Below are 14,102 nucleotides of genomic sequence, written 5' to 3' on the forward strand. Positions count from 1 at the left end.
TTACCTCAGCTCAGGGATACTGGCTTTCTTTCCATTTAAAATTGCGCGAATGCTTTCTATGACCATGCCCTTTAGAAGCTAACTTGATAACTCTTTTGCTGCCGCTTTGAGCTTAGTGCGCAACCACTTGTGGCTAGGTTCGTTAGTGCGACTGGGGTGCCAAATCATACACATATCGAGGTCTTCCAATTCGAATGGCAAAGGCAGCGTTTTAACGTCATATTTTTCAGAAAAGCAACGCACCGATGACATAGGTAGCACGCCAATGTAATCAGAGCCCTCAATAACAGGCAGCATCTCAACAACGCCAGCAGCTCGATAGACTATTCTACGTTTTTCAAGGTCACTGTAGTGTTCAGAACTCAATAAGCTTCTACGTGCATGCCACCTAGAGACCACCACATGATCAAGTGATAAAAACTGTTCCATATCGATAGTATCACCAATCGTGGGATGGTCTTTACGACACACCACCACCAGTTCCTCTTTAGAGATCACCTCATGCTTGAGCATGGTTCTTCCTCTTGGCGTCATATCGATAATGACATCATGTCTTTGAAGCCTTAAATCAGACTCGTAATCTTCCGTAAATAGAGGATGAACTTCTAATGCGATACCAGGTGCGACTTGACTGATTAACTGCATGACTCTTGGCATCATTTCATAACTCGCTGCTGAAACGCAGGCAATTGAAAACACACGGCCAGAGGTTTTAGGGTCGAAATCTCTTGATGCGGATAAGGTAGAAGTAAAGTTTTTAAGCGCAGCAGCCATTGCTGGATAGATATCAATAGCGAATGTGGTTGGCTCTACGCCAGAAGTAGTTCGATGAAACAGTGGCTCGTCATAGATATCTCTCAACCTTGCAAGCGCTTTGCTCACAGCTGGCTGGCTTATATCCATGCGATTAGCAGCCCTAGATAAGTTCTGCTCTTCATAAATAGCGACAAATATAGGAATTAGATTGAGTTCGGTACTTTTCATACAGTTCCATATTAAAGAAGCAGGTTCCCTATAGTAGAGAACCTGCCGATTTTGTTCGATGCGAATGACTAAAGTTTGCTACTTAGTTCTATCTTTTAAGTCTGGCAAGGCTTTAGGGATTTTCAAGCGGTCGAAAATTGAACGAGAATTGCTTGAGTTTGATTTATCACTGGGTAATTTACGTAAGCTTTTCCATAAACGAGTAAATACGTTTTTGTCTTCACGCCCTAGTTGAAGCGCTTCACTATCTTCTAGCCAACGCTTCTGTCCATTCAATTTACCAAGTTGCGCTTTATTCAGTTCTAACTGAGAGGTTTCGTTTCGCAATTGACGGTAGATAAAGGTTCTCAATGCAGCCCAATTACCTTGCTTAAGCAAACGACGGAATACCAACCAACTCGGTGTTGGGCGGTTCTCGTAATAACGTTTAACAGAAACAAAGCACGCCACACTGAACAACAGTGCCAGACCAACGCTAATAAACACTGACATGTAAGCCTTGATGAAAGATTGGACTGTGTGTTTAGCTTCAAACACATTCCCTTTTATCACCACGGTTTCAAGGCGTTGATTCTTGCTGTCCCACCACTGAAATGAAAACTCTGGCAACGTAAATTCACCGCCCTGCTGAATAACATAAACCGTCTCCTCAATTCGACTGGAACGGTAGTTACCACGATCTTGAGTATCATCTAAACGATTAGGTTGAGGGTAAGCTTGGTACTGCTGGGTCGATTCATTGTTCAACACATCCGGCAGTAATACAGACAAACTGTCTTTGGCCTTGATGGTTACCGTTCGAGTAATGGCATCGCCTACTTTTAAGTTTTCACTCGAGCGTTGCCATTGTTGCTCTGTATCTACTTCTGTTGCAGAAAACCAAGGCGATTCATTATCAAGTAAACCTGAAGGCAACGAAGCTTCAAACTTAATTGGCTGCGTGTAAAGCGTGCCTCCAACGTTAGAACCATCAGGTGCAGAAACTTGGACGCGAACCGGCACGGTTGGAATGACAAACTCGCCAGAAGTCATCGGATAAAGTGTCACTTCCCATCGTTGACGCGACCATGTAGTGCCATTGACCCGTTCCGTGTAATTAGTCGCGAGTTGGTTACGTTGCTTAGCGATCACGTTAGGGATTTCGATACTGCCGATTCGAGTCCCTCCCGTTAACCAACGCGGCGTCGCCACCTCAATGTTCAGAATTACCTGCTCATTAACGCTCACTTTAGTCGGCGTTATCTTATCGCCTGACTTTGGCTTTTCCCCTACCCAAGCTATAAGCTCAACGTCACCACTTTTTTGGAGATCGAAGATATCGGCAGCAGAAGCAACAAAAGGAGAAAACCAACTCAATATAAGAGTCATCGACAGTAACCACTTATGGGATCTGAATCGCACTCTCTTTGATTGAATGGCTTCAAGAGCTAAATCATATCGACTCATTGGGTTTGCTCCTGTTTTGATGCCTGTTCCTGTTTTGACGCTTGTTCGATGGAAGGTGCAGGGTCTCGTAGCTGAATTTGGAATTTAGATTTTAAGAAGAACTTAGGGTCCGCTTCTACTCGTTTTAACCACTTGTCAGCAAGTTCTTGGCTGCCCAAGATTTCATTGGCGTTAAGCGTTTCCTTAAGCATCAATTCTGCGACCGTTTCTTCTTCAGCGCCATCACCCGTTCGCGGCTGATCGTCTTCGAGTTCTAAAGACTCTTCAGGGCCATCTGTGGTTCCGGACTGGCTTTCACTGGTTCGGTTTACCTCTTCGACAATTCCACTAAGCACAGCAAGATTGTTTTCCACATCCGTTCTTAGTTCTGGTGACAGATCCTCTTTCTCGCTTAATGATTTCAAAAGGTCTCGCGCAGCAAGGTATTCACGCTGCCTGGCTAACGCACTTGCCGCGTTGTACAAACCAAGGTCAGTTTTGGTTTGCAGGAAGGCACTGTGAGCGAGCTTAAAATCACGAGCATAGTAGTAAGCCGCACCTTTTCTCATGGGTTCAGTGAAATGTTTTGCCGCTTCAAGGTATTCTTTCTGATTCAACAGGCGTTGACCTTGCTGATCGGGCGTTAGCCATAAGTCCCACCACCATTGAGCTGTTTTGTCCCAAGCCGTAACCGACTCCACCACAACTGGTTTCTCAGCGGTTAAGTTGACTGTTTTCGCCAAAGTGTCTGGTGAATACATACTGCTTGTGATCATCAAACCAACGACACACCACTGCACCAACCAGCCTTTTCTGAACCACAACAACATGATAATCGCCATTGGGATAAGCAAGCCATAGCCCATGTCTTTCCAAGGCATTGAAGATTCGCCGTTGAGCTGCATGTTTCTTTCAACCGCTCTGTTCAGTTGTTGGATATCCGAATCATCAACGGTCACCTCAATCACTCGTCCACCCGTCTTACTCGCTAAGTTACGCAGTGAATCTAGGTCGACTGGGTTATCGCTCACCACATTACTGTTTCCTGCGGCGAGAATGAGCAACTGATATGGATTGTCGTTAAAGAAACTCTCGTACGCCCTAATGGTGCTTGGGTTTACACCATCTAATACCAACAGTACAGAAGAGCCTAACTCACCAGACAGTTGCTGATTAATCAATGGCAGTGCTTCTTCTGCTGACTTACCTGATACCGGCATGATATCGGGTGTGATAGCCGCTAGAAACGGTTCGAATACTTTGCTGTCTTGAGTAACGGGCATCGCGACGTGTGCGCTGCCTGCGTAAACCACTAAGCCCGTATTACCGCCTTTCCGAGCTGCCAATAAGTCTCTAATTTTCTGCTTAGATCGTTCCAAGCGACTCGGTGGTAAGTCTTTAGCGAGCATGGATTCACTGTTATCAAGCACCACTAACATCGACGCTTTGTCTTCACCAAAAGGCGAAGCCTCACGTTGCCATGTTGGGCCAGAACAGATAATGATGGCGATAGTTACAATCACCACCAATAGCTTCAATGGCAGTTGCTTACGCCAGCCTGTTTCGCCAATCGTCAATGCATCACGTAAGTGTGCAGGTAGAATGTCTTTCCACGTTGGTTTGGTCTCTTCTCTCCAACGAACCCATAACAGGAAGAACATCGGAATAAAGGCCAACAACCACAAAGGTCGGATAAAATGAAACTGGGTGAAGAACTGTTGTAGAGTGAGAGAATCAGGCATCATCCTCTCCTTTCAATTTTTTAGTTTTAGAAGCCAAAAGCGACCTTCTACGTAAAGTCGCCAGACTAAAGGCAGCCAGATACATCACAACAACAATCGCCATTAAGTAATGGTGCAGCCCCTGTCTAGGACTATAAGTGGTACTTTCATATAACTGTGGTTCTAGTTCACCGATTTGAGCGTAGGCTTTGGTTAGTTCGTCGCGGTTAAGCGCCTCAAAGGCTTCGCCACCAGACTCTTGAGCCACTCGTTTGATGGTTTCCATATCCAAAGCCACTTCACCAACGGTTTGTGGGTCACCCATGGCGATCACGTGAATACGAACGCCTTTCGCCTTCGCCACTTTGGCGGCATCAATCGGTTCAACAAAGCTTCCCGTATCATTACCGTCGGTTAGTACGATCACGACCTTCTCTTTTTCGTTGGCATCAACACTTGAATCTTGAACGGCAGCACTTTGCTTTTCGCTTTGTTCAAACACCTTAATCGCCAAGCCAATTGCATCACCTAAGTGCGTGCTTTGCCCTGCCATAGCGACATCGGTTTGATTAAGCAGTTCAAGCCACACATCTTGGTCAGCTGTAAACGGTGTTTGTACAAACGCTGCATCACCAAAAAGAATCAAACCGAGTCGATCCCCTTTTCGGGTAGTCGCAAAATCAGCCAGCACTTCTTTGGTCGCGTCCAAACGAGATATTTTATCGCCGCGCTTAGAGGTAAAGTCTTGTTCTGCCATTGAGCCAGATAAATCGACCACTACCATCACATCACGACCTAATTGTTCGCGAACTTGCGGCTCACCAAGAATGGTTGGTTTAGCGAGCGCGCACACCACTAATGCCCAAGTAATAATGAGCGTGGTTCGTTGCCACCAGCTTGGTGTTAGCTGGCTTGCCCCTTCAGACGGCGCTTCACCAATAGCTTCAACCAATTCACTGAAAAATGGCACCTTGATGGCCATTTGCTTAGTTCGATAAGCTGGCACGGCAAAGTAGACCAACAACGGCAAAGGCAGCGCGATAAACCACAGTGGGTGCGCGAATTCAAAGCTGGCAGATAAACTATCAAACATTATCTTGCCCCTCTGGTTTCGCTTGTACATCTGGTTTATGAATTTTTAGCCACATCATCGCGGTTTGAATCACCTCTAAACGCTGTTCAAAGCTCAAACGCACATTAGGGTCAATTAGGCTTTGCATCCATAATTCTGAAACTTCATCGGCAAAGAACGCATTGCTGTTTTCACTTGTGTTAGCGCTAACAGGCAGATAAGCGTTCAGACGGTTCACATAAGCTTGTCCAAACAGCTTTGCATTACTACTGTCTAGGTAACGAAGTACCACTTTCAGTACTTTGAAGGTTCGCTCTGTTGAATTTTTGTCTCGTGCATCCAATACCATGAGCTCTTGAAGCGCTTCTTTGCGATAACGGTTATTCCACCATTTCTGCGCTAAACGATAAGCCAGATAGATAGCGACCAATAACAAAATAACGCCAAGGATCTTCCAGCCGATCGTTTGAGGAGCCCAGCTCACACTGTCAGGAATCGCTACATCGTGCAGTTCACGAAGGATATAAGTACTTGGGGGAGTATGTTCAACAGACATTTAGCGCCCTCCCACTAGCTTCTGCAGCTGTGATATGTGATTGCCCGACGTGTCTAATTCTATATAAGGGAGGTTTTTCATCGCCATCAATTTAGCAAGGGACTGTTTCTGAAGTGCCGCTTTCTGAGCAAGACTTTCACTCGCGAGGTTTACCTTAGATTGGCTATCCAGATTAAGTTGAAAGCGACCATCACCCACCACCCAGTTTACGCTTGCAAGATCTTGAGGCAATGACTGTTCTAATGGATCGGTGACCATAATGGCCAAGATATCGTTGTGTTGCTGTAACTGCTTTAGTCGATCGAGATGTTGTTCTCGGCAGTCTCGCCAGTCACTAATGAATATCAAGGTTGATTGCTTGAGTCTCATTTGCTTGATCAGTTCAATCCACTGACTAAACCCAACTCCCTCGCTGTCACTCACACTCACATCTAAGCTTTGATTAGCCTTGGTAAGGTGCTTTAACTGAGCCAATAAATCAGGCTGTGAACGCTGTGCTTTGGTATGAAAGAGCTTTTGATGTGAGGCTAAAACAAAGCCGACACGGTCACCGTCTTTTAGCACTCGCCATCCACACAATGCAGCGACTTCCGCTGCCACAACGGATTTCATGGTGTTTTGAGAAGCGAAGAACATCGAACTACGCTGATCGACGCAGATAATCACATTACGGTCTTTCTCTTCGGTATAACTGCGAACATGAGGCTTCCCCGTTCGCATCGTAACTTTCCAATCGAGATTACGGATATCATCACCCAATTGGTAATGACGTAATTCTTCGAAGTTCAAACCACGGCCACGGAACAGAGAATTATGTCGACCCGACAGTACACTGCCCGCCTTAAGATGAGGCAACAGAGAAAACGACTCAGCTTGAGCCTGAATTCGCACTAACCTTGAATAGTCACAGTACAATCGTGGATCAAGGCCTTGCGGTTTGGGAGCTTGTGTTGGCTTCGCCATGACGCCCCCTAGTTATCCGATCTCAACATTATCAAGCAGTTCTTCAACTACTCTTTGATGATCAACGCCATCGGCCAATGCGTCATAAGACAACGAGAATCGGTGGCCTAATACGGTCGGCAACATGGCACGCACATCATCTAACGTGACGTGGTCACGCCCTTGCAACCACGCATAAGCGCGAGCGCATTTATCCAATGAAATAGATGCACGAGGGCTTGAACCAATTTCAATCCATTTCGATAAGTCTGATTCTGGATAACGCTCAGGTTTTCGTGTAGCCATTACCAAAGCCACAATGTAGTTCTCAACTAAATCGGAAACGGCAATGTCTGGAAGTTGGCGGCGCGCTTCAAGCACCAATTCAGGTTCAATATGCTGTGGTGTGACTAATTCAGAACTCGTCTCGCTACCAAGTTCCTCACTGCGCACAAGTCGAATGATGTCACGTTCAGCTTCATCTTCTGGATAGTCGACCGTCACTTTCATGATAAAACGGTCCATTTGGGCTTCAGGTAGTGGATACGTACCTTCTTGCTCTACTGGGTTTTGAGTGGCTAGCACCATGAATAGATCTGGCAGAATATGAGTTTGCCCCCCCACCGTAATCGTTCCTTCCGCCATGGCTTCAAGCAGAGCCGCTTGTACCTTTGCAGGAGCACGGTTCACTTCATCGGCTAAAACAATACTGTTGAAAATAGGACCCGGTTGAAAGTGCAACTGAGGCTTTCCATCAAGCTCTTGATACACTTCAGTACCCGTTACATCTGATGGCAGGAGATCGGGCGTAAACTGAATTCGACCAAAACTGGTGTTCAGTAGGTTCGCCAGCGATTTCACTGAACGAGTTTTCGCTGTACCGGGAAGTCCCTCTAAAAGCACATGCCCATTAGTCAATAACCCTATCACCAGAGCCCGAACGACGTGGCTCTGACCGATAACACTTTTCTCTGTTTGTTCAATCAGTTGGTTTATTGCTTGTTGCGCATGGTTCATAGGTCTTCCCTTAATTCAATCTGGCTGCGTACATCCTACTCACAAGCCCCATAACTATTAGTTATACACGTGATAATTGCTCATCAGCGCGATAATTGGTTACAAACGGAATAAGCAGCAAGCACAATAGCCAAGCTCACCTCATCGCTTTATTTAAACTTAGCTTTCAATTGGTTAATGGCCTCCGGCGGTGCCACTTTGCTAAGTGATGAAATACATTGCTCAAACGCCTTTGGTACGCCCGGTATATGGCTGTTTCGCGCCAACACTTCACACTGGGCATACAGGTGCTGTGGGTTGCGGCTAAATTGGTAAGCCTTGTGCAGTGATTGACTTGCCGCAAGCACATCAGATTTCTCCAAAGCCAATCCGTACACATACCAATATTGTGGGTCGGTTTGCGCAGCTTCAGCGGCTTGTTTAAGGTAGTCCGTTGCTTGTTCGTAATCTTTCACTCGAAGCAGAGATAACCCTGTGCTGTATGGCAATACACTCGATTTAGGCTGAGCTTCAATACCTTGCTTCAAGGTCGACAACGCTTTTGCCTCGTTACCTTTCGCTCGATACAAATCCGCTAAATTGGCGTAGCTGTTCTCGAAATAAGGCTCTATCTCGATAGCACCTAGATAAAACTCAATCGCTTTGTCGTGCTGACCTAAATCTCGGTAAACGTTGCCTAGATTAGTACGTCCAAATCCTCTATCAGAATTAAATTGCTGTATCTCAATGTACTCTTCCAATGCAGGCTTGATTTGGTCTTTCTGCAGAGGATTCATTTCTCCCCAATAACGCACTAATGCGCCTGCGGTTTCTGAACGAATCGATAATACAGGGTCTTTCAGTAGCGGCTCTAGAATCTGCCAACGGTCAGTGAATGGGAAACCAGACGAGCCTTGAACAGCACCTAAACGGATCATCTCATCATCGTGTTTCACCGCTCTTGCCAGCGAGATAAGCGTGTTCTTACCCGTGTTGCCACCTAAGCGTTCTAAGCTCGATGCTCGAATAATATTACTTAAACTTGAATCCTGAGCAGAATACGCCAATGCATCTTCTGATCCTCTGTGCCCTATTGAGTCAGCATAAAAGGCAACGGCAAAGTGCTGCTGATTACGATACTTAGAATCTGGGAACCACCCACCAATTTGCTTATCGGCCCACTGATCGGTTTGATCTTCATGACAGCTAGTACAGACGTTCGGCGTTTTAATGTGTTGGCTGATATCTGGGCGTGGAATATGCCAACTGTGGTCACGCCTTGGATCGACTTCCATGTACGTCGTCTCTGGCATGTGACAAGTCGTACATTGTGAAGCTTCGGTATTCGCCTCGTGGAAGGTGTGCTTTTCAGGCGTGTATTCAGAGGCAATGTGACATTGGCTACACACAGCTTCTTCCGCAATTTTTAGTTCAGCAGTATGTGGATCGTGGCAGTTAGTACATGTGACGCCTTTTTCAGCCATCACTGATTGAAGGAAAGATCCGTAAACGTAATCTTCGTCGTAGATTTGACCGTCGTTGTGGTAAAGCTCAGGAGTAATTAAGCTCAGGCGATATTTATCAAAGAATGACCCGTTAACATGATCGCCTGTTTCATTCAGCTGAGTGCGTCGGCTGTGACATTGAGCACAGGTTTGAACTTGGTTAGTATGGATGATGTCTTTTGGTTGCAGGGTTGAGTTGCCCTCTTGGTAAACCCATTCTTTCACCGACTTCGACAAGTCGCGATCAAAGCCATAATGCGACGAGACTTGAGCATCCTTTCCGCCGTTGGCTTTTGCTAGCTGGGCTTGTTTAACGTGCTCGCTTGCAGGGCCATGACAGGCTTCACAACCGACATTAATCTCAGACCAAGTCGTGTTATAGGTATTACTCGCGCTGTCGTAGTTTTTCTCTAGATTCGTTGAGTGGCAATCGGCACACATGAAGTTCCAGTTTTGACCGCTATTGGTCCAGTAGAATTCATCAGTGTTGGTGGTATCCGGGTAGAGGTTAAACCAGCGTTGACCGCCTTCGCCCTCAGTGCGAGAGTCCCAAGCGAAAGGAATCAACTGTACTCGACCGTCTTCAAACTCAACCATGTACTGTTGTAATGGTTCAAAGGCAAAGGTATAGCTGATTTTGTAATCTTTGAATTGCCCGTCTGGGCCTTCGATATTGACCCAGAACTCTTCACCCTTGCGAAAAAATCGGTTGGGTTTACCGCCATGAGTGACCGTTTGATCGTTGAAATCGCCTAATACAGATTCATCTGTAGCGTGTTTCATCGCCATGTCATGATGAGAGCCCTGCCACGCTTCGACTTCTTCACTATGACAATCAACACAAGCTTCCGATCCAACATAGGTGGCTTTAGAGCCGATAGGTAAAACATCAGAGCTAGCGTGTGAAGCTACAGAACTGAGTTTTGAAGTCTCAGTGTTGCTATTAGGAGCTTGCTCGTTGGCATAGGTGCTCAAACTGAACAGCGACAACATAAGTGGAGACAAGATTACGGATAATACTGCGACTCTCTGGTGTTTCAATCCGTTCACTAGCGAGCACAACCATGCAGACATAACATTCCTTGTTTTTATACATCCTTATGCTTACTAAGGTAGACGTAAAAACGACTAAAATACAATTATTTAGTGGCAATGAGCACGATAGTTGTGATTCATATTCACGACCGGGATTTACTCATCGATATGCGCATAAAAAAAGAGCTCCTAGGAGCTCTTTCGTGTTATCAGTTTCATCAAGCTATCAGTTTCAATAAACCAAAGCTTACTTATTATGGTTCTCTTGAAGTTTCTCCATAACCTGATCCAAGCTAAAGCTTGCTGCTTTTTGGCGTGGTGGGTATTCGGCAAACGTTTCTAAGAACTCGCCTACATACGCTTGCGCAGGAACGAACATATAAGCATGGTCTAACAACCAGTCATAATAGGTATTCGACGTAATATCTGCATTTTCGTATGGGTCCATACGCAGGTTAAACAGCTTAGGAAGACGTAACGTCACGAACGGTTCTGACCAAATCTGCATGGTGCCCGTTGCACGTTGCTCCATGAACACCGCTTTCCATTGGTTGTAACGAAGCGCCGCTAAATCGCCATCGTCGGTAAAGTAGAAGATCTCTGAACGACGGCCTTTTTCTTCTTCACCCGTTAGGTAAGGAAGGAAGTTATAGCCATCTAAGTGAACCTTAAACGTTTTATCACCAGCAGTATGACCTTTAAGTAGTTTCTCTTTGATTTGGTCATCACCAGCAGCGGCAACGAAGGTTGGCATCCAGTCCATGTGGTGCATGATTTCATTGGATACTGTTCCAGGTTCAATCTTACCAGGCCAACGGACCATTGCTGGTACACGATATGCGCCTTCCCAGTTAGTGTTTTTCTCACCACGGAACGGGGTTGTACCCGCATCTGGCCAAGAGTTCATGTGTGGGCCGTTATCCGTTGAGTAGAAAACAATCGTGTTGTCTTTGATTCCCAACTTATCCACTTGCTTCAATAGTTGCCCAACGTGTCGATCGTGCTCAACCATACCATCAGCGTAGTTACCGACACCGGTCACACCTTTACTGTCGGCTTTCACGTGCGTTCTAAAGTGCATACGTGTTGCGTTCCACCAAACGAAGAATGGCTTGTCCGCTTTCACTGCGCGATCCATGAAATCAAGTGCCGCGTCTAGTGTTTCTTCATCGACCGTTTCCATACGCTTACGCGTCAGTGGACCCGTATCTTCAATCTTGCCATCAGCGAATGACTTAATGACACCACGCGGACCGAACTTCTTACGAAACTCAGGATCGGTTGGGTAATCTTCATTCTCGGGCTCTTCTTCAGCATTCAGGTGGTAAAGGTTGCCAAAAAATTCGTCAAACCCGTGTGCTGTTGGAAGGAATTCATCTTTATCGCCAAGGTGATTTTTACCAAATTGACCTGTCATGTAACCCATAGGTTTTAGCATTTCTGCAATTGTCGCGTCTTCCGCTTGCAAGCCAATGTCCGCGCCCGGCAAGCCTACTTTACTCAAACCTGTTCGTAATACACTTTGTCCCGTAATAAAGGTAGAGCGACCCGCAGTACACGATTGCTCAGCGTAATAATCGGTAAACATCATCCCTTCTTTGGCGATGCTATCAATATTAGGCGTTTTGTAACCCATTAAACCAAAGGTGTATGCGCTAACATTAGACTGTCCAATATCATCCCCCCAAATCACGAGAATATTTGGTTTTTCAGCTGCGAATGTGGTGGTGGAAGCCGCCATCATCGCCGTACCCAAAATCGCTAAACGACGTTTAACGCCATATTTCGCTGTCATAGAAACCTCTTCGTAAGTTATTTGCATCCTGCCCTACAACGTATAGTCCATTTTTTAAGCATGCGCGAGGTTCGCTAAGCTATTAATCTTTTTGTCATTTTTTATTCCGATACAGGTGCAGAAGTTATCGATAAGGTTTACGGCGACAAACATGATAAGGATCACACATGTTATCTAAGGGTTTCTGGTAACCATCAGACTAAATTCAATTTAATCAGCAAGTTAACCATGCATCATAACGATTGGTTATAAGCACTATAAAAGGACGTAACGGAATTTTGAGAATAACATTTGCTCATCGATGCGTTGTTCTAACGCATTAATCTTAAAAGTGAATCGGAGTCCTTATGGGTACTAAAATTAATAAACTAGCATTAGGTGTTGGCTTATTAGCAGCTTCTTCAGCGGCAACAGCAGCAGAAAAACCAAACATTCTTGCTATCTGGGGTGATGACATTGGTGTATTCAACATCAGTGCATACAACAACGGTATGATGGGTTACGAAACACCTAACATCGACCGTATTGCTAACGAAGGCGCACTATTTACTGACCACTACGGTCAACAATCGTGTACTGCTGGTCGTGCTGCATTCCTAACCGGTCAAGAACCTTTCCGTACAGGTCTACTGACTATCGGTATGCCAGGTTCGGACCACGGTATCCCTGATTGGGCTCCAACGATCGCAGACCTTCTTAAAGAACAAGGCTACATGACAGCTCAGTTCGGTAAGAACCACATGGGTGACCAAGACAAACACCTTCCAACGAACCACGGTTTTGACCAGTTCTTCGGTAACCTGTACCACCTAAACGCGGAAGAAGAGCCAGAGACTTACTACTACCCTAAAGATCCTGAGTTCCGTAAGAACTTTGGCCCTCGTGGTGTAATCAAATCGACTTCTGACGGTAAGATTGAAGATACAGGCCCTATGACGCGTAAGCGTATGGAGCATGCGGATGAAGAGTTCCTAGAAGAATCTCTAGCATTCATGGAAAAAGCAGTGAAAGCTGACAAACCATTCTTCATTTGGCACAACACGACTCGTATGCACGTGTGGACTCGTCTACAAGAAAAATACCAAGGCGCATCTGGTATCAGCATCTACGCTGATGGCATGTTAGAGCACGATGACCAAGTGGGTATCCTTTTAGACAAGCTTGATGAGCTTAAAATCGCAGACAACACTATCGTCATCTACTCGACCGATAACGGTGCAGAAACGGTATCTTGGCCTGATGGTGGTGCTACTTACTTCCACGGTGAAAAAGGTACAACGTACGAAGGTGGCATGCGTGTTCCTCAGCTAGTTCGCTGGCCTGGCACTATCAAACCGGGAACTAAGATCAACGATATCATGGGGCACCAAGACTGGATCCCTACTCTACTAGCAGCCGCTGGTGATGATAAAGTGGTTGAGAAACTTGCGTCTGATAAAGGGGCAACTTACAACGGTAAAAACTGGCGTGTTCACCTAGATGGTTACAACTTCCTACCTTACTTCCAAGGCAAAGAAGAGAAAGGCCCTCGTGACAGCATGCTTTACTTCTCTGCTAACGCTGAGCTAAACGCAGTTCGTTGGAATGACTTCAAGATTTCGTTCGCAGTAATGGACGGTAACATTGTTGATGCAGTTCGCTTCCAACCAAACTGGCCTCAAGTTGTTCATCTACGTGCTGACCCATTCGAAAAAGCACCACACGAATCGGGCATGTACCTACGCTGGATGGCAGATAACATGTGGCTATTCGTACCAGTAGGCGGCAAAGTACAAGAGTTCATGAACACGCTACCTGACTACCCTATGCAGCAAAGCCAAGTGTTGAACCCTGGTAACTTCAACCAAAATGCTTACATGCTTCAAGGTAAACTTAAGCAACTAGAAGCGGCAGCAGCGCAAGCTAAATAAGCCCCTTTAGACCATGTAATTCAAGTAGTTTAGAAAGTACATGATGTAATACCAAAGCCGTGGTCACTCTATGCAGTTACCACGGCTTTTCTACGTCTGGCACTTGTTTTCTGTATCTGCATCAGTATCTGTATCTTAAAAATCCGAGTTTTATACAACAA

10 protein-coding genes are annotated in these 14,102 nt (G+C 45.7%); 1 reads left to right on the forward strand and 9 read right to left on the reverse strand.

Annotated features, from left to right (window positions below; all coding sequences use genetic code 11):
- Positions 1-78 precede the first annotated feature (78 nt).
- The 9 genes from AC3CHU_RS23945 to AC3CHU_RS23985 form a co-directional block, all read right to left on the reverse strand.
- The gene (locus tag AC3CHU_RS23945; RefSeq protein ID WP_004730495.1) at positions 79-984 is read right to left on the reverse strand and encodes a LysR family transcriptional regulator; all 906 of its coding nucleotides are present in this window, start codon (positions 982-984) and stop codon (positions 79-81) included.
- Positions 985-1,062: 78 nt separating this feature from the next.
- A complete protein-coding gene (locus AC3CHU_RS23950) occupies positions 1,063-2,430 on the reverse strand; it encodes a BatD family protein (protein ID WP_488525865.1) in 1,368 nt (455 codons plus the stop codon).
- Positions 2,427-4,151: a VWA domain-containing protein gene (locus AC3CHU_RS23955; protein WP_488525866.1), complete on the reverse strand. Its 1,725-nt coding sequence runs from the start codon at positions 4,149-4,151 to the stop codon at positions 2,427-2,429. The genes AC3CHU_RS23950 and AC3CHU_RS23955 overlap by 4 nt, the downstream gene beginning before the upstream one ends.
- Complete coding sequence (locus tag AC3CHU_RS23960; RefSeq protein WP_488525867.1) at positions 4,144-5,223, reverse strand: vWA domain-containing protein; 1,080 nt, start codon at positions 5,221-5,223, stop codon at positions 4,144-4,146. The genes AC3CHU_RS23955 and AC3CHU_RS23960 overlap by 8 nt, the downstream gene beginning before the upstream one ends.
- The gene (locus AC3CHU_RS23965; protein ID WP_488525868.1) at positions 5,216-5,758 is read right to left on the reverse strand and encodes a DUF4381 domain-containing protein; all 543 of its coding nucleotides are present in this window, start codon (positions 5,756-5,758) and stop codon (positions 5,216-5,218) included. The genes AC3CHU_RS23960 and AC3CHU_RS23965 overlap by 8 nt, the downstream gene beginning before the upstream one ends.
- Positions 5,759-6,721 (reverse strand): DUF58 domain-containing protein, encoded by a 963-nt coding sequence (locus tag AC3CHU_RS23970; RefSeq protein ID WP_488525869.1) that lies wholly within the window; start codon positions 6,719-6,721, stop codon positions 5,759-5,761.
- A gap of 12 nt (positions 6,722-6,733) precedes the next feature.
- Complete coding sequence (locus AC3CHU_RS23975) at positions 6,734-7,717, reverse strand: AAA family ATPase (RefSeq protein WP_004730485.1); 984 nt, start codon at positions 7,715-7,717, stop codon at positions 6,734-6,736.
- A gap of 149 nt (positions 7,718-7,866) precedes the next feature.
- The gene (locus AC3CHU_RS23980) at positions 7,867-10,275 is read right to left on the reverse strand and encodes a tetratricopeptide repeat protein (protein WP_488525870.1); all 2,409 of its coding nucleotides are present in this window, start codon (positions 10,273-10,275) and stop codon (positions 7,867-7,869) included.
- A 208-nt stretch (positions 10,276-10,483) separates the two neighbouring features.
- Positions 10,484-12,031, reverse strand: coding sequence for an arylsulfatase (locus AC3CHU_RS23985; protein ID WP_488525871.1), 1,548 nt, complete (start codon positions 12,029-12,031; stop codon positions 10,484-10,486).
- 347 nt (positions 12,032-12,378) lie between these two features.
- On the opposite strand from AC3CHU_RS23985, the gene AC3CHU_RS23990 reads away from it, so the two are divergent.
- On the forward strand, positions 12,379-13,941 hold the full coding sequence (locus AC3CHU_RS23990) for an arylsulfatase (RefSeq protein ID WP_004730480.1): 1,563 nt from the start codon (positions 12,379-12,381) through the stop codon (positions 13,939-13,941).
- The last annotated feature ends 161 nt before the right edge of the window (positions 13,942-14,102 follow it).

The sequence above is a fragment of the Vibrio sp. QJM3NY_39 genome, assembly GCF_057785895.1.